The 21188-nt window shown below is 59.4% G+C and carries 27 protein-coding genes; 20 read left to right on the top strand and 7 right to left on the bottom strand.

Annotation, left to right across the window (positions count from 1 at the left end; genetic code table 11):
* Positions 1-4: 4 nt before the first annotated feature.
* From ACQ86E_RS04450 to ligD, 3 genes are all read right to left on the bottom strand, one after another.
* The gene (locus tag ACQ86E_RS04450) at positions 5-700 is read right to left on the bottom strand and encodes an SOS response-associated peptidase (protein WP_431204377.1); all 696 of its coding nucleotides are present in this window, start codon (positions 698-700) and stop codon (positions 5-7) included.
* Between the two features lie 36 nt (positions 701-736).
* Positions 737-1162: a hypothetical protein gene (locus ACQ86E_RS04445; protein WP_431204376.1), complete on the bottom strand. Its 426-nt coding sequence runs from the start codon at positions 1160-1162 to the stop codon at positions 737-739.
* A 145-nt stretch (positions 1163-1307) separates the two neighbouring features.
* A complete protein-coding gene (ligD, locus tag ACQ86E_RS04440; protein ID WP_431204375.1) occupies positions 1308-2225 on the bottom strand; it encodes a non-homologous end-joining DNA ligase in 918 nt (305 codons plus the stop codon).
* Positions 2226-2361: 136 nt separating this feature from the next.
* Here ligD and ACQ86E_RS04435 point away from each other — a divergent pair, with 136 nt between their 5' ends.
* Complete coding sequence (locus ACQ86E_RS04435; RefSeq protein ID WP_431204374.1) at positions 2362-2565, top strand: DUF3606 domain-containing protein; 204 nt, start codon at positions 2362-2364, stop codon at positions 2563-2565.
* A gap of 141 nt (positions 2566-2706) precedes the next feature.
* On the opposite strand, the gene ACQ86E_RS04430 is transcribed toward ACQ86E_RS04435, so the two are convergent.
* Together ACQ86E_RS04430 and ACQ86E_RS04425 are read right to left on the bottom strand one after the other, a co-directional pair.
* Complete coding sequence (locus tag ACQ86E_RS04430) at positions 2707-3051, bottom strand: response regulator (protein ID WP_431204373.1); 345 nt, start codon at positions 3049-3051, stop codon at positions 2707-2709.
* 123 nt (positions 3052-3174) lie between these two features.
* Positions 3175-3495, bottom strand: coding sequence for a hypothetical protein (locus tag ACQ86E_RS04425; protein WP_431204372.1), 321 nt, complete (start codon positions 3493-3495; stop codon positions 3175-3177).
* A 658-nt stretch (positions 3496-4153) separates the two neighbouring features.
* Between ACQ86E_RS04425 and ACQ86E_RS04420 the strand changes: the two genes are divergently transcribed.
* Both ACQ86E_RS04420 and ACQ86E_RS04415 read left to right on the top strand, forming a co-directional pair.
* Positions 4154-4537: a hypothetical protein gene (locus ACQ86E_RS04420; protein WP_431204371.1), complete on the top strand. Its 384-nt coding sequence runs from the start codon at positions 4154-4156 to the stop codon at positions 4535-4537.
* Between the two features lie 212 nt (positions 4538-4749).
* Positions 4750-5139 carry a hypothetical protein gene (locus ACQ86E_RS04415; protein ID WP_431204370.1) on the top strand — a complete coding sequence of 130 codons (390 nt, stop codon included), beginning with the start codon at positions 4750-4752 and terminating at the stop codon, positions 5137-5139.
* A gap of 324 nt (positions 5140-5463) precedes the next feature.
* Here the strand turns inward: ACQ86E_RS04415 and ACQ86E_RS04410 are convergent, their stop codons facing one another.
* On the bottom strand, positions 5464-5853 hold the full coding sequence (locus ACQ86E_RS04410; protein ID WP_431204369.1) for a hypothetical protein: 390 nt from the start codon (positions 5851-5853) through the stop codon (positions 5464-5466).
* 328 nt (positions 5854-6181) lie between these two features.
* On the opposite strand from ACQ86E_RS04410, the gene ACQ86E_RS04405 reads away from it, so the two are divergent.
* Positions 6182-6595, top strand: a complete 414-nt coding sequence (locus ACQ86E_RS04405; RefSeq protein ID WP_431204368.1) for a hypothetical protein — start codon at positions 6182-6184, stop codon at positions 6593-6595.
* Complete coding sequence (locus ACQ86E_RS04400; RefSeq protein WP_431204367.1) at positions 6592-6966, top strand: hypothetical protein; 375 nt, start codon at positions 6592-6594, stop codon at positions 6964-6966. Before ACQ86E_RS04405 ends, ACQ86E_RS04400 begins: the two co-directional genes overlap by 4 nt.
* Positions 6967-7111: 145 nt before the next feature.
* On the opposite strand, the gene ACQ86E_RS04395 is transcribed toward ACQ86E_RS04400, so the two are convergent.
* Complete coding sequence (locus ACQ86E_RS04395) at positions 7112-8026, bottom strand: hypothetical protein (protein ID WP_431204366.1); 915 nt, start codon at positions 8024-8026, stop codon at positions 7112-7114.
* A gap of 626 nt (positions 8027-8652) precedes the next feature.
* Here ACQ86E_RS04395 and ACQ86E_RS04390 point away from each other — a divergent pair.
* From ACQ86E_RS04390 to ACQ86E_RS04320, 15 genes are all read left to right on the top strand, one after another.
* Positions 8653-9939 (top strand): PBSX family phage terminase large subunit, encoded by a 1287-nt coding sequence (locus ACQ86E_RS04390; protein ID WP_431204365.1) that lies wholly within the window; start codon positions 8653-8655, stop codon positions 9937-9939.
* Between the two features lie 191 nt (positions 9940-10130).
* Entirely contained in the window at positions 10131-10403 is a 273-nt protein-coding gene (locus ACQ86E_RS04385) for a hypothetical protein (protein ID WP_431204364.1), read from the top strand.
* 26 nt (positions 10404-10429) lie between these two features.
* Positions 10430-10996 (top strand): portal protein, encoded by a 567-nt coding sequence (locus tag ACQ86E_RS04380; protein WP_431204363.1) that lies wholly within the window; start codon positions 10430-10432, stop codon positions 10994-10996.
* A gap of 58 nt (positions 10997-11054) precedes the next feature.
* Positions 11055-11429 (top strand): hypothetical protein, encoded by a 375-nt coding sequence (locus tag ACQ86E_RS04375; protein ID WP_431204362.1) that lies wholly within the window; start codon positions 11055-11057, stop codon positions 11427-11429.
* A gap of 12 nt (positions 11430-11441) precedes the next feature.
* The gene (locus ACQ86E_RS04370; RefSeq protein ID WP_431204361.1) at positions 11442-12197 is read left to right on the top strand and encodes a hypothetical protein; all 756 of its coding nucleotides are present in this window, start codon (positions 11442-11444) and stop codon (positions 12195-12197) included.
* Positions 12198-13564: 1367 nt separating this feature from the next.
* Positions 13565-15187: a portal protein gene (locus ACQ86E_RS04365; RefSeq protein WP_431204360.1), complete on the top strand. Its 1623-nt coding sequence runs from the start codon at positions 13565-13567 to the stop codon at positions 15185-15187.
* A 312-nt stretch (positions 15188-15499) separates the two neighbouring features.
* Positions 15500-16174, top strand: a complete 675-nt coding sequence (locus tag ACQ86E_RS04360; protein ID WP_431204359.1) for an HNH endonuclease — start codon at positions 15500-15502, stop codon at positions 16172-16174.
* A 13-nt stretch (positions 16175-16187) separates the two neighbouring features.
* Entirely contained in the window at positions 16188-16643 is a 456-nt protein-coding gene (locus tag ACQ86E_RS04355) for an SMI1/KNR4 family protein (protein ID WP_431204358.1), read from the top strand.
* A 217-nt stretch (positions 16644-16860) separates the two neighbouring features.
* The gene (locus tag ACQ86E_RS04350) at positions 16861-17535 is read left to right on the top strand and encodes an HNH endonuclease (RefSeq protein WP_431204357.1); all 675 of its coding nucleotides are present in this window, start codon (positions 16861-16863) and stop codon (positions 17533-17535) included.
* 14 nt (positions 17536-17549) lie between these two features.
* Positions 17550-18008 carry an SMI1/KNR4 family protein gene (locus ACQ86E_RS04345; RefSeq protein ID WP_431204356.1) on the top strand — a complete coding sequence of 153 codons (459 nt, stop codon included), beginning with the start codon at positions 17550-17552 and terminating at the stop codon, positions 18006-18008.
* A gap of 321 nt (positions 18009-18329) precedes the next feature.
* Positions 18330-18485: a hypothetical protein gene (locus ACQ86E_RS04340; protein ID WP_431204355.1), complete on the top strand. Its 156-nt coding sequence runs from the start codon at positions 18330-18332 to the stop codon at positions 18483-18485.
* 457 nt (positions 18486-18942) lie between these two features.
* Complete coding sequence (locus tag ACQ86E_RS04335; protein WP_431204354.1) at positions 18943-19194, top strand: DUF4926 domain-containing protein; 252 nt, start codon at positions 18943-18945, stop codon at positions 19192-19194.
* 158 nt (positions 19195-19352) lie between these two features.
* A complete protein-coding gene (locus tag ACQ86E_RS04330; RefSeq protein WP_431204353.1) occupies positions 19353-19652 on the top strand; it encodes a hypothetical protein in 300 nt (99 codons plus the stop codon).
* On the top strand, positions 19606-20703 hold the full coding sequence (locus ACQ86E_RS04325; RefSeq protein ID WP_431204352.1) for an HYD1 signature containing ADP-ribosyltransferase family protein: 1098 nt from the start codon (positions 19606-19608) through the stop codon (positions 20701-20703). The genes ACQ86E_RS04330 and ACQ86E_RS04325 overlap by 47 nt, the downstream gene beginning before the upstream one ends.
* A complete protein-coding gene (locus ACQ86E_RS04320; protein WP_431204351.1) occupies positions 20700-20975 on the top strand; it encodes a DUF6881 domain-containing protein in 276 nt (91 codons plus the stop codon). The genes ACQ86E_RS04325 and ACQ86E_RS04320 overlap by 4 nt, the downstream gene beginning before the upstream one ends.
* Positions 20976-21188: the final 213 nt, after the last annotated feature.

Below are 21188 nucleotides of genomic sequence, written 5' to 3'. Positions count from 1 at the left end.
CTCGTCATGCCTGCAAAGTCGAGCAGCAGGCGTATATTGAAGACGCTCTATCTTCCTTTTCAGTCCCCCGCGCAACAATCTTAATCTCTGCGTCTGGGAGCGGCCGTTGTAGAGCCTTTGCTTCATCCCACGGCGCCCTTAGCCACACATCTGTTTCTTCGCCTGTGGTCAGGATAACCGGCATGGCCTTCGGATGGATTGGCTCCACAACCGCATTCGGCGTCGTCGTGAGAAACCCATAAACCTTATGCGGCCCCGGAACGGGTTTTGATTTTGTGCCACGATCACCGTTAAACGTGGTCCAAATGCCGGCGAACGCGAACAACGGTCTTGTCTCTGTGAGTGCAAACCACACCACGTCCTTCTTCTTCGTCTCCGGGTTCGGCTCCGGCGCGTATTCGGCAAAACTGTTGGCTGGGACGAGGCAGCGATGCTCCGGCTTGAGCCAGCCGCGCCAGTGCGGCGATGTGGTGTTGCGGATGTTGGTCACGGGCGGACCGCCGGTGCGTGGCGGCGGCGGCATGCCCCATCGCATCATCACCATCTCTCGCTCGCCGTTGCCGGCATCGCGGATGACCGGTGCGGGGTAGTCCGGGAACACACCAGGCATCGGGGCCAGGTTGCCTTCGTAGCGACGAACGACGCGGAAGAGCTCCGCGATGGCTGCCTGATTGGTCGTGATCGAATAGAGATTGCACATAGCTCGCCTGCTTGAAGTTCTTAGGCCTTGTCGATACTAACGCTCTTCGCTCGGATGAACCCACTTGTATCGCGTGATGCTTTGCGTCTCGGTCAGCTTGATCATGTGGACCGGCGGCGCATAGCGACCTTTGCGGCATGACCGACATTTAAGCGACGCTTCCAGCTTCCAGATCGGCGTATCGCGCGGACGGCGGATCGCATCGAGCGGCAGGCTTGCGCGCGTCTTGCACTTGTTGCACTCGACCTCGAGCCAGCCCATGCCGCCGTTCAGGCATTGGCCGATGGTTGGAGACGGCTGCGAGGGACCGCCGTACCCCTCCATTCGGACCGACCAAGCTTGAGCCTCGGCACGATCGGCCTCGCGCACAGCTCTCGTGGCTTCTTCACGAGCGTGCTTGGCACGAATCTTCGCGCCCATGATCTGGCCGCCCCAGATGACTTCTCGTGATTTGGTCCCCATGCGCCCATAAAGCGACGTGCGAACGCGTTGGCAAATTGTCGATTCCTAGTGGGCTGGCATCGCGCTCAGCTACTGCCAGTCGTGGGTGTGGACAACTGATGGCATCGGACCGCCGGCCGCTGGAGGCCTGGGCTCAAAGCAACCGCTACAGATCTTCCCTCAATCCCTTGAAAAACGGGTGCCGTACCTTGCCCGCCGCAGATTTCGCGCGGTACTCGATCTCCGCGAGCAATTTCGGCTCAACCCAGATGCCCTTGTGCGCGATTCGCTTGGCGTAAGGTTGGGTCTTGCGGATAAGTGGCTTCAACCGCTTCTGCAGTTCGGCCGCTGACGTTTTGTCGAAGCCGTGATCGACCTTTCCGGCATAGATTAGATCATCGCCGTTGCGGCGGGCGAGATACATGCCGTCCCATCTGCCCTCGTCGAGCGAGAAGCCCGCAATAGTGAGTGTCTCGCGTTGGGCGCAAGTCTTCTTGACCCAGTTGTTGCCTCGGCCGCTGCCATATGCGCTCTCGCGAACTTTGGAGACGACGCCCTCCAGTCCAATCTTGCAAGCGTGGGCAAGCATTTCTTGGCCGTCAATTTCAAAGCTTTCGCTGAACTGCACATGGGTGCCGGAAATGATCTTCTTCAGCTCCGCCTTGCGCTCGATCAGCGGCTGGCTGCGAATGTCTCTTCCATTGAGATAGAGCAGGTCAAACGCGACAAGGACAATCTTCGAAGAGTCTCCCTTGAGTTCGTTTTGTAAAACTGAGAAATCGGTCGTCCCGTCAGGGGCAGGGACGACGATTTCGCCATCGATGATGGCCGAACCTGCCTTGATGTGCCAGCCATCGGCGGCGATCTTCCTAAAGCGTTTCGTCCAATCGTAGCCGCGGCGCGTGAAGATGGTGACAGCCTCGTTGGCCAGGTGGAGCTGGACTCGATAGCCGTCGAACTTGATTTCGTGAATCCAGCGTTCTCCTGAAGGCACGCGGTCGATCGCCGATGCAAGGGCTGGTTCTATGAAGCCGGGCAGGGGTGCCTTCTTCCCAATCACCCGCGACTTACGCTGCAACGCCACTGACAACCTCGCACACCGAATACCTTGATTCTGAATCCCAGGCGTCAGATTCGTTCCAGCGAATCCGGGGCGTCGAGCGGAAAAAGGAACCGATTGAATCGTCTCGCGTTTCAGAACTGCAAAGAGGAGATGCAAGATGGCTAAAAAGGCTAAGAAGCAAACAGCTCGGGGGCGTAAGCAGGATCGCGCGCGCGTTGCGGGCGGTCAGAAATACGAAGTCAGCTACGAGGCCAAGAAGACCCGTCGCTCAGCTTCGGCTGTTAAAAAGACGGTGAAGAAGGTTGGCAATAGCCGGAAGAAGGTCGAGAGCGGATTGGGTCGGGCAAAAAAGAAGAATTAGGAACGTCCGTCCCCGGCGTATGATATATGCCGGTATTCTCGCCGATTTGCCGGCTGAAACGCCCCGCGCGAAGTGCCCCCAGCAGCGCGCCGGGGCCGTTTTAGTCTGACGACGCAAGTAGCGGCACCCGTCATATGCGCGCTAGCAAACACCGGTGGTTTGCCGCATCTTCTGCGCGAGATCGTCGTGGTTAAACGGCTTCCTGATAATTGGGTAGCCGTCACGCCGCCGCTCACGACCGGATAGCTGCAGGATTTTCAGCTCCGGTCGCCGCCGCTTCGCGAGCTCGGCGAGCTCGTGCCCGTCCATACCGGGCATGTTGATGTCAGTGATCAGAATAGAAATGCGCTCATGCAGCCGGAGTTGTTCGAGAGCTTCCGATCCACTCCCGGCAGAGATGACGTCGCAACCGAGTTCTTCCAGCATTCCCGCGACGACTTCGAGAACGCTTGGGTCGTCGTCGACTACAAGGACCAAGTGGGTCATTGCAGGATCATCCTCTCAAAAACGATTAACATCTGTTTTGACAAACGGTTCCTGCGCTCGCGAAGGCACAATCTGCTGTCTGGGATCTATTGAGGGAGTGCGCGTTGGTCCAATGCTTGGGCTTCAGACCAAGCGCAAGCTGAACTGTCGCAAGTCCTGGGCGGCGTAGCGATCGACGAATTCCTGGAGATGCGAGGGTACATCGCTCAGTTGCAAGTCGCAGCGATGCTGGATTTCGCGCGCCACATCCGCGGAGACGTCTTCGGACCAACGTTCAGAGGTGTTGAAGGCAATAACCTTGATCGGCCTGCGATATTCTCCGGCAATCAGATCGCAAATGACGGTTTCGAGGTCCGTCGTTTCAAGGTCGGCCTCGCGCCATGCGCTGCCTGCACGGCCGAAATCGTCCGCAACAAGATAGACGCTGGGTTCGTCACCTGGCACCAGAGAGGGGACCCACCGAGACCGACGCATAAGCAACTCCACACACAGAACCGGGATTCAAGCGGACTTCAGCCGATTGGTTCCAGCGCGCGGTGACGTTTGCTAATCCGCTTTTCGGCGACCAGTTCGGGGATTTAGCGGGCTCGTGCGGGGCTTTCGAAGTCCATCAGGCAAAACGGGCTCCGTGCCCGGCAACGCTTCCGCCCTGACGTCAGCGCCCCATTGGCCCTTCTCGTGAGTGGTCGACTTATCTTTGACCTGGTCCGGTTGCGGCAAACCGTCCTTGCTGACGGGGTCGTAAGCGCCGCTGCGAATATCTCTGTTGTCTGCCATAGGCGTATAATGCAATCGGCGTGACCTGGTTGCTATCGACGCTTGGACCGCGGCAGCTAAAGTTGACACGTCGGGCAAAACACTGGCAGAATGTCACCATCGAAAAGAGTTGGTTCAGCCCGCACGGAGACATCCGAGGCGGGTTTTATTTTGTCCGAATGCTTGATGTCACCTGTTGGGGATTCAGCAGACGGGTTGGTAGTTTGTGCTTGAGGTCAGGTTCTAACCCAAAGCGGACCTTTGCGCGGTAGTTCCTCGGCAGCTATGATGCCAGCCCATGAGGTCACCACAGCAACGAGGCCTGTCGTCGATGAGACTAGTGTGCGTGTTCCTGTTGCTTGCATCGATGCAGTCCGTCGATGCGCAGCAGCAAAGCTCTAAAATAACTTTACGCTGCACTGGAACGAGTAGGTTTGTGGGTAAGCCCGGAGCAGAGTTGGAATTCACACCCCTCTCCAATCTTAGCATCATTGTGAGCGACCTCGATCAAACAGTGTCGTTCCAGGACAAGATCGTACCGATCACGAAGATTACTCCGTTGCTTGTCGGGTTCAGCAGCCAACACGCGAGTGGGAGGCCAACCATCTCTGGCCGGATCGATCGGCTGACCAAGAGCGTCGAAATCGATTGGAAGTACGAAAACGTCGGCGAGAACACCCATTGGGAGCTTGAGTGCAGTCCTGAAGGCCCCTTTCGTGATTGGGGGTGAGCAGCTTTACCTAGGGAGTCGGTTCATCCTGACCGGGCACCATTAGGCCGACGTGCCACTTTCCGCTTATGGCCCGAAGCGGACCGATCGCGGCTCGGCGCTCGACGACAGCTTTTGAGACAGAGCAGACCAGAGTTAAGCCCGCTCGGAGCGATCCGCTGCGGGCTTTTCATTTCTTAAGACGCAAATGCATATTGGGAAAGGATTTGGAAATGGCTAACCTGAAGAGAGAGATGCGGTTTTATCAGCCAGTCGCGGAGCAACCCAACAGCGAGCACTTTAGGACTCCAACACTCCTCGCAATTCAGGACTTGGCGCGGAGCAGGACGGAGAGCGCGATCAACGTGCTTTCAGCAATCATGCTGAGAGAGACCGCGAATGCCTTTGCGCGGGTGGCCGCCGCAAATGCCATTCTCGATCGGGGGTGGGGCAGGCCGGTGCAGCCGTTGGCGACCGATCACGGCCCAATGGAATTGCTTCATCGGATCGAGCGCGTGATCGTGCATCCGGACAATCCATCGGCAGCCGTCAATCAGATCGAGATATCCGATCTTTCGCAGGGATCACAATCGATCTCGCGGCTAGAGGAGGAATTGCGATGAGTGTTTTGACGCGAACAACCGTCGCAAGGCCCGTGACCGCATCGTCAGCAAAGCTTGAGCAGCAGTCGATTGCCTGGCCGCGATGGATGCAGGAGGCACGCGCGTATGAACCTGAGACGGGAACGCCACAGGCTGTCGCCACAGTTGGCGAGCCAGCATGTGCCAATCCCGCGAGCATTCGGATTTTAAGCCGAGTCTCTCCACGCTCCTGATGTGTACCGGACAGCTAGCGCGGCTTCGTTGACACGTCGGGCAAAACACTGGCAGAATGGCATCATCGAAAATCCGGTCATGCCCGCGCGGAGCAATCCGCAGCGGGCTTTTTCATTTCGGTGTCGGATCGGAACTGGCTTCGCGAAGCCCTTTGGCTTTGCTCTCGTCGATCCAGGAGTCCGGATCGCGCGAACAGCGGTGGTAGATCAGCCAGGCGTCGGCGACATCCACCCGGCGCAGGCCGATCTCGGCGTCCGACACGACCTTGAACTTCGGATCGCCGGCGATCGGCGTGTGAGCAATCAACGCCGGGCTGCCGCAACCGCCGGGGCCGCAGAAGGCGACCGAGAGCTGGTAGTCGTCGTTGCGCCAGATCTTCAGGCCATAGGTCTTCGCGCAGTCGCGCTTCCAGGCGCCGGAGAAATCCGGCGCCGCGGTCTCCGCGGCGACAGCCGGGGTGATCGTGATCAGGAGCGAGAGCAAGAGTCGAGGGAGGCGCATCGGTGAATTCCTGCCGCGTGTCCCTCTGAAGAGACGCGTTGCGCACGGTCGATGCCGTGATCGGAAGCGACGCTAAGGCAATTCGTTCTTCGCCTGCGTGACCGCCGGCACATTGCGATGTCTCGGTGACGAACGATCCTGCGCGACGCGGAGTTTGACACGTCGGGCAAAACACTGGCATAGTGTCATCATCGAAGAGTTCGTTCAGCCCGCGCCGGGACATTGGCCGCGGGCTTTTTCGTCCCGATCATTCGTTCGGCTGCTTGCTGGCGATGGGGCTTTGGTCGAACGCGGTGCCGCGTTGAGTTCGAAAAAATCGAAATAGAGGTTGACCCGTCGGGCAAAACACTGGCATAGTGGCATCATCGAAAAGTTCGTAACACCCGCGCGGGTCGCAGCCGCCGCGGGTTTTTTCATGTCCATTCGGGAATCGGACGGCGGGCGCGCATTGCGGCCACGCCTCGTTGAAACGCGTTCATGGAGCGCCGATCGGCGCGCCGCCGTCCGTACCATTGCTGGCCGTGCACGCGCGAACGTGCCGGCCCGCGGCGCTGAGCCGGTTGCTCGCGCCGCTGCGGTCTCCGGAATCACGGAGATAGGGTTCGCGCCCGAAACGATCGCGCGTCGCCGCGCGATCTGCCGCGCATTTGCTTTTTGGGAGGGAGAGACGATGACCGCCTATCTGATATCGCTCGCGCTTGCGGGCCTGGTTGCGATCGTGCTGTGGGAGATGTTTGCTTGAGCGACGAGATCGAAAGCGAATGCGTGCAGGAGCCCGTCCGTTTGCCCGCACGACGGACGACGTCCGGGGGAACATCCAAGGAAACGTCCAAGCGACCGTCAAGGGCGCGGACGCTGACTGAAATCCGATCGGTTGCGCGCAGCCATACCAGAACGGCCATCCGCGTTCTCGTCGGCATCATGCGCAGCGAGGACGCGACGCCTGCGGCGCGGATCTCGGCGGCGAACGCCATTCTCGATCGTGGCTGGGGCAAGGCCGCGCAGCCGATCGAGAACGACGAGGACGGCGTGCTCGAATTGATCCACCGGATCGAACGCATCATCGTGCGGCCGGGAGAGACGGGCGGTGGTGATGTAGGGCGCGATGCTTAAGGTGCGGCGATCCCGATCGGTCATTCGGTCGGCCTTGCCGTTTGACACGTCGGGCAACACACCGGCATAATGGCATCATCAGGAAGAGTTGGTTCAGCCCGCGCAGAGCAATCTGCCGCGGGTTTTTCGTTTCCCCTGCGGTGTTCTAGTTCTTCGTCTGCTTGCTGGTCCGGACTTGCCCGGCAAAGGCGCGCTGCACCTGGTCGCTGCAATAGGACAGCTTTCGGCCGTCGCCGGTGAAGTGTCCGTTGTTGATGATCCAGAGGATGACGGTCTTGTCGTCGATCTTCTTGAACATCAGATTCTCGCGATCCGGCGTAAGGTCCATATGTTGCACGCTGACGGCCTCCGGACCAGCAGCCGCCGGCGGTGTGCAGGTCGCACCGATCCGGACGGTGTCGGGAAGCTGGACGCGGGTCTTTTCGATCTTGCAGATGTTGGAGGCCGTCGTGATCGACTTTCCGGAGAATGAAACGGCAGTGTCGTCTGTCTTCGAGCAGCGCTGCTCGAAATCGGCGCCTGCCGCCGCATAGACTCCATCCCGGGGGTGGGCGTTCGCTTCTGCCTTGGCTCTCAGCTCGGGTTCGGCGAGAGCTTGCTGTGCCTCCAGGGGGCAGTAGGCGACACGCAAGGGAGGGCCTTTGAGCTTCCCGTTCAGGCTCTTCTGGACGGAGACCGTCGCATCATCGATCCGCTTGATGAACATGAATTCCTTGAACCTCCTGGTCTCCCAATCGGAACCGCGAGGGTTGACGTTCTGCGCCAGATTGTAGTCATCGCAAATCATGTCGAGCTTCATCGAACCGGGCGAGGGAGTCGTTATTTTTCTGACGTGGCAGCCCCATTCGTAACCGTGGACCGACTTGCTGCGAAGATCGAGTGTCATGTCGTTGAGTTCGTAGCACTCCGCCTGGAAGTCTTTGCCGGGCGAGGCATAGGCACCGTCCCTGGGACGCCATCCGTCGAACGCGGCCTTGGGAGTTTCCTGGGCGTCGGCAGACAGGCCGGCAGACGATAGCAAAAGCGTGGCGAGCATCGACAACGTGGTGAAACGCTTCATCCGATTCACTTTCAGTCTCACGTATCCATTCCTGAACAAAATATGTTGGTCGGTTGGCCGAGCGGCAACCTCAGAATAGTGGATCGATCACAGGTTGAGCAAGTGATGTGCAGCTTCAGATTGTCTGGTTCGCTTCAGTCCATTTGAAAAGGTAGGAAATTCATATGTCCTGGGAAGATGCGCTGCGACGCATATTGCCGCCGACCGACGGCTTTCAACCGCACACCACCAGCCCATACGCGATCCGGAGCGTCGGTGCCCGCTCCGAACCCTCCCGCGTACGTTTCGGAGCATCAGCGCTATCTCGAGGACGCGAACCTCGTCCCAGCGACCCGTGCCGAAGATGTGCGGGTTCTGAGGAGGGGCCTGCTGGAAAATCGGATCGATCCGCCTTCAATTCGAGCGATGCTGTGGCGGTGCCTTTCATTCCTCCCGACGCGTCGTTTCCGACCTCGCCGCACAGCGACTTCGAGCGACGTTTCGGATCGTGGCCCAGCTCTTCCGGCGGCGTCCTTGCTGGTCTCAATCAAGCTCCGCAAGGACAACCCGAAACCCCGGACAACGAAGACTGGTCCGCGATGTGGCAAAGGCGCACCGGCCTGCCCTGAGCCGAGCGAGCGCATCCATTGTCCACCTTGAAAATTCCAACCGCCAAGATCTTCGAACCGCTACTCGAGCCCGCGCGCTACAAGGGCGTCTACGGCGGGCGCGGCTCCGGCAAATCACATTTCTTCGGGGAGCTGCTGGTCGAGACCTGCCAGGCCGAGCGCGGCACGCTCGCGGTCTGCATTCGCGAGGCGCAGCGCACGCTGGCCCAATCGTCCAAGCGGCTGATTGAAGGCAAGATCGCGAGCCTCGGGCTCGGTCACGGATTCAAGCTGTTCAGCGACAAGATCGAGACGCCCGGCGACGGGCTGATCATCTTTCGCGGCCTTCAGGATCACACGGCCGACTCGATCAAAAGCCTGGAGGGATTCCGGATCGCCTGGATCGACGAGGCGCAGAGCTTGAGCGCACGCAGCCTCGCGCTGCTGCGGCCGACGATCCGCGCCAGGGAGTCCGAGCTGTGGGCGAGCTGGAATCCGCGTCGCAAGAGCGATGCGATCGACGATTTCCTGCGCGCGCGCCGGCCGGACGGGGCGCTCGTCGTCAAGGCGAACTGGCGCGACAATCCGTGGTTTCCCGACGTGCTGGAGGAGGAGAGGTTGCTCGACCAGAAACTCTATCCGGAGCGGTACGATCACGTCTGGGAAGGCGACTATGCACGCGCCTTCGAGGGCGCCTATTTCGCCGCGCTGCTGTCGGAGGCGCGGACGCAGGGACGGATCGGAAGGGTCGCCGCGGATCCGCTGCTGCCGCTGCGCGCCTTCATCGACATCGGCGGCGCAGGTGCCGCGGCGGATGCGTTCACGATCTGGATCGTGCAATGGGTCGGGAGCGAGATTCGCGTTCTGGATTATTACGAGAGTGTCGGCCAGGTTCTGGCGTTTCACGTCAACTGGCTGCGTTCGCGCGGCTATGACCGTGCCATTCTCCATCTGCCGCATGACGGCATCGCCGCCAACAACATCACCGGCAAGCGTTATGAGGATCATCTGCGCGAGGCCGGTTTCACGGTCGAACCTCCGGTGAAGAACCAGGGGCCTGGCGCGGCGATGATGCGGATCGAGGCGCTGCGGCGGCTCGGGCCGCAGCTCTGGTTCAACGCGGACACGACGGAGCCCGGGCGCGAAGCGCTCGGCTTCTATCACGAGCGCAAGGACGAGACGCGCAACATCGGCCTTGGTCCCGAGCACGACTGGTCGAGCCATGCTGCCGATGCGCTCGGCCTGATGGCGATCTGCTATGAGCAGCCAGGCAGGGTGGCCGCGTTCAACCGGCCGATCCGCTATGCCGAGCAGGGGTGGGTTTGAGGGACGGGGCTGCTTTCGATAAAACCTGTGGTTGACAATGTTCTTGTTATGTTCTATAGAGTGCAATCGCTACCGCTGCGTGAGTCTTGCAATGTCGGCGTTTGGAATACTGGTCGACCTGATTGGATATTCGATCGCGCGAGCTGCGTTGCCGTTCCTTTCATTCGGCTGGATTTACGTCGAGCCCTTCAATGCAGATCCGCAGCGATGGCCCTGCTATCGCCGCGATGCGTCAGGCCGGGTCGAAATACGGCAGGCAGTCGCTGGCTGGATCGGGCTTGGCATTTGTCTCGTCATGCTCGTTGCGATCGCGCTCCTCATCAGTGCATTTATCCGCCCACATCCCGCTTGAGGCTCTCCGCAAACGCCGTGTATCGCGGATGACCCTTGAGTCGATCGCCGATGCGACCATGAGTGTTCCGGCTGCTGCGTTGTCGATCCGCTTCCTGGACGAACTCAGATAACGAACCGAGAAGTTTAAATGCCAAAAATGTCGATCTCCGAAGTAAAGGCGATGCTCGCCTCCGAGAAGGCCAACGCGCTTGCCGCGATGTCGGCGGCGCGGCTTGCCGAGGAGCGAGCCGACGCGATGGACTATTATCTCGGTGACATGCGCAAGGACATGCCGGCGCAGGATGGCCGTTCGCGCGCGGTCTCGACCGATGTCGCCGACACCATCGAAGGCCTGATGCCGTCGCTGATGGACATCTTCGCCGGGTCCGACGAGGTGGTGCGTTTCGAGCCGGTCGGTCCGGAGGACGTCGCGGCCGCGCAGCAGGAGACGGACTACGTCAACCACGTCTTCATGCAGCAGAACGGCGGCTTCATGGTGCTCTACTCCTTCATCAAGGACGCGCTGTTGTCGAAGGCCGGCATCGTCAAGGTGTGGTGGGAGGAGCGGGAGGAGGAGAGCCGCGAGACCTACTACGATCTCTCCGATGACCAGTTCGCGCTGCTCGCCCAGGATGTCTCGGAATCAAACGGCGCGATGAAGATCGTCGCGCACACGGTGCATGACGGGACTGATCAGCGGGATACATCGCAGGCGACGTCTTAGTGTTCAAGGCGCGGCGAACGGGAGCCCACCGACGAGCCTGGTTTACCGAGAGGACATCATGACAGCTCTCTTCACGGTCTTGACGGGGATAGCCCTCATCTGGACAACCATCACGTACCTGCACGTCTCAAACGCCGTGAACGAGTATCTTCCGCCTCAGTTTCAGGACTACGAGAATTCGCGTTATGCATTCTCGGAATGGGCGCTCCGGCATCCGACGCCACTCTCTGTGCAGGCGGAGTATGTCCGGTTTGTCAAAGGATCCATCTTTATGTGGCTCGGCGGAGGACTAGCCCCTCCTTTCAACCGGAAAGCCGGCCAATATGGTCTTAGGCTGCGTGCTTCTGGTGGCTTTTCTCTGGGGCGTGTTTTTCGCAATCAGGTGTTCGAGAATTTACGAGCAGAATTGCAAGAGGGCCGAGGCCCAGAATGATGAGCAGAACCGATGAGCGACAAGGGGACTTATGGCGGGTTCACGGCGGGATTTCCGACGCCGCTGGGAGGAGTGGGCATTGGGGCCTATATAGATAATTCCGGCAGGCTTTATCCGCAGCTCTATTACGGTACCCCTCGCTTCGGTGCCTCGGCAGGATATACCAATGATCTGGGGGCTCTGCTGACAGGGCCGTCGGCCTCAGGGACCATTGGCGGAGGATGGATCGGAGCGAACGTGGCGACTGTGGGCAACGAGACGGGTGTCGGATTCGGCACGCCCGGCGTTGGCGTTACCTATGGGTATGGTCCCCTCGAGTTCTCGGAGGACTACTCGCAGCCATGGATCAAGGGTCTGATTGAAGACTCCGTTGATGGTGCAGGTCTGCCCAGTCCCCGCAAGGTGTGGGAATATGGCTACCCTGAACCGGAGAGCGGGAAGAGCCCGGAAACGAGTGCCATTCCCGTTCGTCGTCTCACGCGTGTGGGCACCTCAGATATTGGCGCTGTCTCCGCGTCGGGCAGCGCTCCAGCGCCGTATCCTTCGACGTTCAACGACCGATTTGGCGACTGGGGCGGATTGCCTGGCGAGCCTCGACCGCCGCAGGCGAGCCGGCCGATCGGCGTGTTCGCAAATGAGCCCACTTCTTCCATGGCATCGTCAATGCGAGGATTTGATACTCGCAGTGACACGAGGAGTGCGACAAGCGGCTCGGCCGGAGGCCTGCTCGGCATGATTCAGGACTATATGCGCAACAACGCCTACTAGCGCGATTTTCCGACCTGCGTCGGGCGCTGGCATACCGATTGAAAGCTCAATCAAACATGCCCGTTCCGCTGCTAGCCCCCGGCGCCGCCCGCCCCGATGGGGCTCGCGTCACGCACGACGTTACCATCGTCACCACGCGCAAGCTTGCGCAGGCGCGGGTCATGGGGATGCCCCGCCCGAAGGATTCGGCATCGAGCGCGGTGCGCGCAGCATCCGCGACTGCAATTACTGCTTCCATGAGGTCAGGGAGCAGGCCAGGACAATCGCCACGATGCCAGCGACCATCCAAGCGAGCGCGAAACGCTCGTGCCTGGCGGCGTTTGGGAGATGAAGGCGGCCGGCGTTGGTCAGGCAGCTGGGGTCGCATTGGAAGATGAGCACGACGCGAAGATCGTTGAGATACAGGCCTCAATAAGCAGGAGTCAAATACCCAGATCACATGTTGGAAATTGCTCGCATCGCGAAACTGCTTCAAGCATCGCCAAAGGCTGGACGGTGGTCAACATAGAGAGTTTGATGGCAGAAAGGTCCGACGTCGCCGGGCACGCCGAACTCTAGATCTGCACCGGCCTCGGCAAGCAGACGTAGGGCGTCGCCGCCGACGCGCTGCAACATTCAAGGGCGCGGCGAACCGGGAGGCCACCTGTGCAATTTCCCTTTTCCGTCCACACGAACAACCTCAGCGGGCCAGTCGACAAGTTCGGGATCCGAGCCGACGCGCCAGGTTACCTTTACCGATAGACGGTCGTCACTTCCCAGCGGACATACTCCCAAAGCTCGTAGCCCTCGGATCTGTAATGAAAGGCAGGCTCGTTCCAATCGCCGTTCGCGGGCAAGATGTCGATGCCGTTGTTTCCATCGGAAGGGCCATCGATCCAGAAGACTGATGCGAGCCACGTTTTGCCGGGCGAGTAGCGCGGGGAGCGACGATATTTTCTTCCTCTCCATCCTGCTGCCGGACCAAAACCCATTCGTCGCTTTCGTAGTACATCACATGGACAAGAAACAACCGGATGCATTGCATGCGCCAATCGATGCGAAGAGCATCCCAACGATCATTGTGCGAATCATGATCTCTCGAGCTGACCTGAGAGCGGCTGAATTGAATCGCAACGTGCTGTCTCCATGGGCGTGAGCGTCTTTGATGCGCACCGCGGCGGATGCCGTAAACAGAATGTGCCCGCAGTGCCAATTCTACGGTTGTTACAGTGAAAAATACTACCTGATGGCTCAGGACATCAAGCCCTATATGCGCAACAGCGGCCAATAGGCCGCCGCACTCTTTCTGCTGTCCGCATCACGCGGCAAACCCAAGAGTTCAAACAAACATGCCCGTTCCCCTATTAGCCCCGGCGCAATCAGCGCCGATGGGGTCTCTCGTCACGCACGACGTCACCATCGTCACCACGCGCAAGCTTGCGCAGGCGCGGGTGATGGGTGTGCCGCCGGAAGAATTCGGTATCGAGCGCGGCGCGCGCAGCATTCGCGATTGCAATTACTGCTTCCACGAGGTCGTGACCAAGACCGAGGCGCAGTTGATCGCGGAAGGCTTTGATGCCGGCCAGATCAGGGCCTTGCAGCCGCACACCGGCACGACCGAGATCGAAACGCTGGCGCGCGACACGGTGGAGGAGCATCTGTCTGCGACCGCTGGAGGCGGCAGCGCCAATTCGGCGGCGCGGCTGGTGCGCATCACCGAGCACTATGTGCGGATGGACTATGAAGGCTCGGGACGACCCTGCCTCTACCAGGTCATCACCGGTGGCGACCAGGCCGAGATCCTGCGCAAGGACGGCAAGGACTGCATCACGCCGTACGACGAGATGCCGTTCGCGGCGACCACGCCGGTGCCTGTGACACATCGCTTCTTCGGCCGCTCGATCGCCGATCTCGTGATGCCGCTGCAGCGCGAGAAGACGGCGCTGAAGCGCGGCGCGCTCGACAATCTCTATCTGCACAACAATCCGCGCGTGGAGGTCGCCGAACAGAATGCCGGGCCGAATACCCTGGACGATCTTCTGGTATCGCGGCCGGGCGGCGTGGTCCGCACCAAGATGGCGGGCGGGCTGAACTGGCAGGTGGTGCCTGACATCACCACGTCGATCTACCCGATGCTGCAATATATCGACGCCGAGCTCGAGATCCGCACCGGCCTCGGCAAGCAGACGCAGGGCATCGACGCCAACGCACTGCAGAACCAGTCGGCGACCGCGGTCGCGCAGGTGTTCTCGGCCTCGCAGATGCGCATCAAGCTGATCGCGCGCATCATGGCCGAAGGCGTCCGCGATATCTTCGCACTGCTGCACGGCACGATCCGCAAGCATGGCCAGCGCGAGGAGACGGTGCGGCTGCGCAACGCCTGGGTCGACGTCAATCCGCGCAGCTGGAAGACGCGGGACGACATGACCATCAATGTCGGCCTCGGCGCCGGCGGCAAGGCGCAGCAATTCGCCCAGACCATGGCGATCGCGAACGTGCAGAAGGAGCTTCTTGCCGGCGGCAAGATCAATCTGGTGGGCGACCGCCAGCTCTACAATACGGCCGCCGAGCTGACGCGGATCATGGGGCACCGGAATCCCGACCAGTTCTTCAACGATCCCATGGCCGTGAATCCGCAGACCGGTCAGTTGCTGAACCCACCGCCGGCGCCGCCGCAGCCTCTGCCCGACCCGAAATTTCTGGCGCTGCAGGCGCGCGTTCAGGCCGACCAGCTTGCCGCCGCGCACAGAGTGCAGATCGAACGTGAGAAGGCGCAGGCCGACGCGATCCATCTCCAGGTCAAGACGCAAGGAGAGATCGAGCTCGCCAAAATCAAAGCCGGGCTCGATGCAAAGATGACGGTGCTCGAGACGCATCTGAAGGCGGCGATCGAATCGGGGAGAGCGCAGCGTTCGTATCCGCCGGGCGCGCGCATGGCGAAAGACGGCCACCACTATCTGCCGGACCCGAACCGTCCCGGAAAGCATCTGTTGGTCGTTCATCGTGGCTGATCATTCTCTGGTGCCGGTCGAGCATCAGCCGGATTTCGAGAATGTCGCTCTCGTTCCAGTCGACCACGATCCGTTCAGTGACAGCGGCACGGTTCAGCCGGCGCAGTTTCAGCAGCCGCAGACTCAACCAGCGCAGCCTCCGCCGCGGCAGCCAGCGCCGGAAGTTCAGCGGCTCTATGTTGGCCCGGCGGCGAAAATCACACAGACGCCAGAGGAGGGCGAGTCCCGGGATCCGGAAAATGAAGCTAACGATACGCCTACACCGGATCGCCCGGCCGCATCGATACCCCCGCAGGGCAGGCCCCTCCTGATTTGTCGCACTTCATATCGCGTGGTGAGCTGAAGCCGGCGACATTCACGCCAACGCAGCAGATCGGCCATCGTGCGATCGACGCGATGCTAGCTCTCGGCGTGCCGCTGCACAATGCCCAAGAGCTGGCGACGCGTATCGGCAACTTACTGACCTTGACCCCGTTTGGAGTTGCTGGCTCCGCGCTTAACCTCATCGATGCGAAGCGTCGCGATGACCTCCCTGGAGTCATTGAGGCCGCGGTCGGACTGATACCGGGTGCGAAGGGCGTCGGACGTGTCGCCGGCCAAGAAGTCCGCGCGCTAACGAGTAAGGATCGACTCTCGCCGGCGGCCTGGGCGGCTAAGAAAGGATACGTCGGTGTCGGAACGACGGTGAACGGTGGGCCAACATTTGCCGGAACGAAGCATCTCTATCCTGCTGCACCGGGACGGCTAAGCGTCGTGAGAATAAAACTCACTGGCAGTCGGAGACGTGACAAGGAACTCGCGAACAAGTGGGGTGGGTTTTCTGAAACGCCGCGTGATTATCGGTGGCACCATGTCGACGACTTCGATCCGGAGAGTGGCGAGGCCTCGCTTGAGCTTATACATAAAGACGTGCACGATGCGACTTTACCGCATGCCGGATCGGTTGCACAGTACGAGGATCACCACGGAGTAAAGTACAAGCGTTGAAAGGAGACCGGCCATGGTTGTTTTTGAGCGGACTGCTTCACCACTTTCTGAGCTAGACATCAAACGCGTTGAGAACCGCCTGGGTATTCGCCTGCCGCAAGATCTCAAGGAACACTACCTCTTGTACAACGGTGGAAGCCCTCGTCCTGAGTTCTTCGTCAAAGATAGAGAGGCTTATGATGTCGACTGTTTCCTTCCCATGAACATTGGTGCGGAGGGAAGAAGCTTTGAGCGGACCTACGTAATGATGGTGAAGCAAACTCCACAGTTTCCTCAAGGGTATATTCCGTTTGCGGATACTACGGGTGCGGGGTTTTTTATGTATAGCGTGAACCCCGAATCTTTCGGGAGCATAATGTTCAATCAACCTGAATATTATGGAGACGACGAACGATATGTATTGTTTCTCGCCCCAACACTGAAGCAATTTATCAAGTCTCTCACCGAACTTCCTGACGGGATGGAGTGATGGTAATGCCCAGTGCCGCACGCCGTCCGACTCTGCGCCAGCTCGGATAGCTTGATCGAAGCCAAGATCGTGATCGTGTGGCTGATAGATTCAGCATCAAAATCACACAGACGCCAGAGGAGGGCGAGTCCCGGGATCCGGAAAATGAAGCTAACGATACGCCTACACCGGATCGCCCGGCCGCATCGATACCCCCGCAGGGCAGGCCCCTCCTGATTTGTCGCACTTCATATCGCGTGGTGAGCTGAAGCCGGCGACATTCACGCCAACGCAGCAGATCGGCCATCGTGCGATCGACGCGATGCTAGCTCTCGGCGTGCCGCTGCACAATGCCCAAGAGCTGGCGACGCGTATCGGCAACTTACTGACCTTGACCCCGTTTGGAGTTGCTGGCTCCGCGCTTAACCTCATCGATGCGAAGCGCCGCGATGACCTCCCTGGAGTCATTGAGGCCGCGGTCGGACTGATACCGGGTGCGAAGGGCGTCGGACGTGTCGTCGGCACCGAACTACGGGCGCTAACCAGCAAGGTTCGGCTCTCGCCGGCGGCCCGGGCTCCCAAAAAGGATACGCCGGTGTCGGAACGACCGCGAACGGCGGGCCGACTTTTTGCGGGAACGGAGCATCTCTATCCTGTGGCGCCGGGGCAGCGAAACATCGTCAAAATACCACTCACCGGCGGACGGAGAGCTGACTTTCGCCTCGCGAACAAAGAAGGTAAGTTCGCTAAAACGCCCGATGGTTATCGGTGGCACCACGTCGACGACTTCGATCCAACGAATGAAGAGGCCACGTTTGAGCTAATCACTAAGGGAGCGCACGAATCCACCAATCCTCATGCTGGTTCTGTTGCCCAGTACTCCAAACACCACGGTGTCTCGTATAGGCGTTGACGAGGAGAAAAGCATTGGTTGTTTTCGAAGGGACTGCTTCCCCGCTTTCCGAGTTGGACATTCGGCGCGTCGAGCACAAATTGCGCGTTCGCTTGCCGCAAGATCTCAAAGAGCATTACCTCCGCTATAACGGCGGAACCCCTCGTCCGGAATTCTTCGTCAAGGACGGAGAGGCTTATGACGTCGAGGAATTCCTTCCGATGAACATACTCAACGACAAAGGATTAACCTTCGAACGTACCTACACATTCCTGGTACATGAGAAGCCAGAATTTCCTCAGGGATATATACCCTTCGCATGCGATTCAGCAGGTGATTATTTCATCTATAGCGTCATTCCTGGATCCTTTGGGAATATCATGTTCAACTCAAGGGCAGATTACGGAGACGACGATCGATACATTTTCTTTCTTGCCCCAAGCTTGAGAGAGTTTATCAATTCTCTCACTGAATGCCCCGAAGGGATGGAGTGATAGGAAAGCCCAGCTGTTCATGGACTTGCTGCACGCAGCTGACTCTACGCTCGTCTAGTCCGTGATTGCTCGGCCAAGTGCATCCAAGCATGAAGGCGCGCTGCTGGGACGTTTGATCGGTTTGATCAACCACTCGCTATCCCCCTGCGGATTCGGCCGAAGTTATTTGTCGTAAAGGTTGAGCCCGGCTCGATTCGGCCGGCGCTCTTCGCCGAGTCCGATCAAGACAACAATAGGGCGCAGGCCGACGCCATCCATCTCCAGGTCAAGACGCGAGGCGAGATCGAACTCGCCAAGGTCAAGGCCGCGCTCGACGCCAAGATGGCGGTGTTGGAGACGCATTTGAAGGCGGCGATCGAAACGGGGGCGGCGCAGCGTTCATATCCGCCGGGCGCGCGCAAGGCGAAAGACGGACACCACTACATGCCGGACTCGAGCCGTCCCGGCAAATACCTGCTGGTCGTCCACCATAGCTGATTATTCCCTGGTGCCGGTCGAGCATCAGCCGGACTTCGAGAATGTCACGCTCGTTCCGGTCGACCACGATCCGTTCAGTGACAGCGGCACGGTTCAGCAGGACCAGTTTCAACAGCCGTAGACTCAATCAGCAGCCGAAGAGTCCGCAGCCGGTGTGGCGGATAAACTGGATCGCTATCTGCTCGATCCGGATCGCGCCAGGGGTGGTTAAAAGGCAAAATGGTTCGAACAGGCGCTTGGCTTCACCCGGGGAAAATGCGGAAGACCTTGCAAAACAGTTGGTCTTCGACAAATCTCAAGCAGTCCAAAAGCTGTTTCGCAACATGGAACGCACTTCAATCAGACCATCCACGTCACTGGTACCAACGGTCGCACGATCCCAGTCGTCACGGGTTGGACGGTTGGACCGGATGAGGTGCCGCGACTCTCAACAGTTTTGCCGAGGAGTAAGTAGTGAATGTTTGAACTGTATGATGTGGTAAAATTGAAAAGAGCGATACCCGAGATTCCGCTGCCGGCGGGTTCAAGTGGGACTATTGTGATCGTGCACGATGCCCATCCAGCAGCCTACGAGGTCGAGTTTCCCGACGCGGTGGATGCGAACGGAGTCGACGCGAACGGGCTGGAGTCGCTGGGGGTCTACACGGTGCACGCCGCAGATCTGGAGCAAGGCGATAACTCCTGGAAGGATGCCAGGAAGCATCGCTGAGCCAGAGATTCTTGGACTCGCTATGGTGAATGTGGTGGCATGTAACCGAGGACGCACGCTGCGGCCGAGCTGACGCGGATCATGGGCCAATCGAACACCGGTCCATTCCTCAGCGATCCCAGTGCGATCGATTTCACGCCAGATTAGGGTTATTGGCCGTGCCGGCGCAGGCCGACGCCGTGCTCGCAGCGCATCAGGCGCAGCTCCAGCAACAAAAGGCGCAGAACGACGCGATCCATCTCCAAGTTAAGACGCAAGGAGAGATCGAGCTCGCAAAGATCAAGGCCGCGCTCGACGCCAAGATGACGGTGTTGGAGATTCACCTGAAGGCGACGATCGAAGCGGGGAAGGTGCAACGGTCATATCCGCCGGGCGCACGCAGGGCGAGAGACGGCCATCACTATCTGCCTGATGCCAATCGTCCCGGCAAATATCTTCTGGTTGTTCATCATGGCTGATTATTCTCTGGTGCCGGTCGAGCATCAGCCGGACTTCGAGAATGCCTCTCTCATTCCAGTCGACCACGATCCGTTCAGCGCCGACGGCGTATCGCAGCAGGCTCAAAGCCCGCAAGTGCAGGCGCAGACTCAGCCGGCACAATTCCAGCAGGCACAAACTCAACAGCCTACGATCGGAGAAGGCCGATCCAGCGCACCGATACTCGGCGACGTTACAACAGAACCCACCGGATCTGTTTTCAGGGCAGGGGCCAGCGACTTCTTCAGGTCCATCCCTCGCGGGGTCGTCTCTGGCTTCAACAGCGCGGCGAGCGCATTGGGACGTGCCACGCAGGCCGAGATGGGGCAAGACGTCGACGCGCCGACTCCACAGCAGGGAATCCAGATTCTCGAGAAGGAAGTCACCGGACCGATGTACAGGCCGGAAGGCCGGGCGGGCCAATTCGGTGCATCAGTCGGGGAATTTCTCGGCAATCCCGCTTCCTATATGGCGCCTGGCAGCGCGCCTCTCAAAGTCGGGGCGGCTGTGTTGGGAGGCCTGGGAAGTGAAGCTGGAGGTCAGCTTGGCGAGGGGACTCCTTGGGAAGGACCTCTCCGCTTCGCCGGCGGCGCGCTCGGCGTGCTCGGTCCGCTCGGTGCAGCCAGGTTAGGAACGGGAGCGCGCGCCGCAGAGACTGTCGCGCACGCCGCGACGGAAGGCGTCCGAGCGGGCCGGACCCTCTATCACTACACCGATGAGGCAGGTCTAAATGCTATCCTGAACGAACAAAAGCTTAATCCTTCTCTGAAGGCTTTAAGACCACGCGATGTCCGGTATGGAAACGGTCAGTACCTTACCGATATTGAACCGGGTGCTACGAGTGCTAAGGAACTTTCGAAAGCCCTCGTAAACAATCCCCACCAAGTAGATAAATTCAGTCATTACCTTGAAATTGACCCGGCCGGTCTGAACGTCATTGAAGGCCGGCCCCGTGTTCATGTTATCCCAAATGAGGTACCTCTGGATTTGAACAACAGAATTCTCAGCCATGGAAAGGTGCCTTACAGATGACCTATCTTAAGGTAAAATGGATTCACGCGCATCCCAATCAACCAGTGCTCATCTACAGCGAGTTAGATCACGACCGTTGGGAGCTTCGTAAGGTCGAGATATTCCCCGACGGAAGGATGTTGTATGCTGATCCTGAAGTCGAATTCAAGGAGACGGGTCTGAGCATGGAGCCATTGCCGTCGCTTGAGAAGATTGCGGCCGATCCCGAATTCGAGCCGGAGGTCATATCAAAAGCGGAGTTCGAAAAAATCTGGGAAAAGGCGACAGCGTGAACTGACAAAATCAAAGGTACGCTTCCGTAGGTTCAGGTGCGACATGCCGACATTTCCATTGCCTCCGTTTCCAGCATACATCCCGACGAAAAGTCTCGAGCTATCTGATGTGCCGAACGAATCAGAGTCGTTGCGGGTCATCGGACGGTTCGCACTGACGTTTGATCGGTCCGAGGATGACCCATACAAGCTTGACTGGCGGGACCTGCCCGC

Source organism: Bradyrhizobium betae (assembly GCF_050632175.1).
Classification (GTDB): Bacteria; Pseudomonadota; Alphaproteobacteria; order Rhizobiales; family Xanthobacteraceae; genus Bradyrhizobium; species Bradyrhizobium betae_B.
The sequence above is the reverse complement of the archived record's forward strand: the minus strand, read 5'-3'. Positions and strand labels throughout refer to the sequence as shown.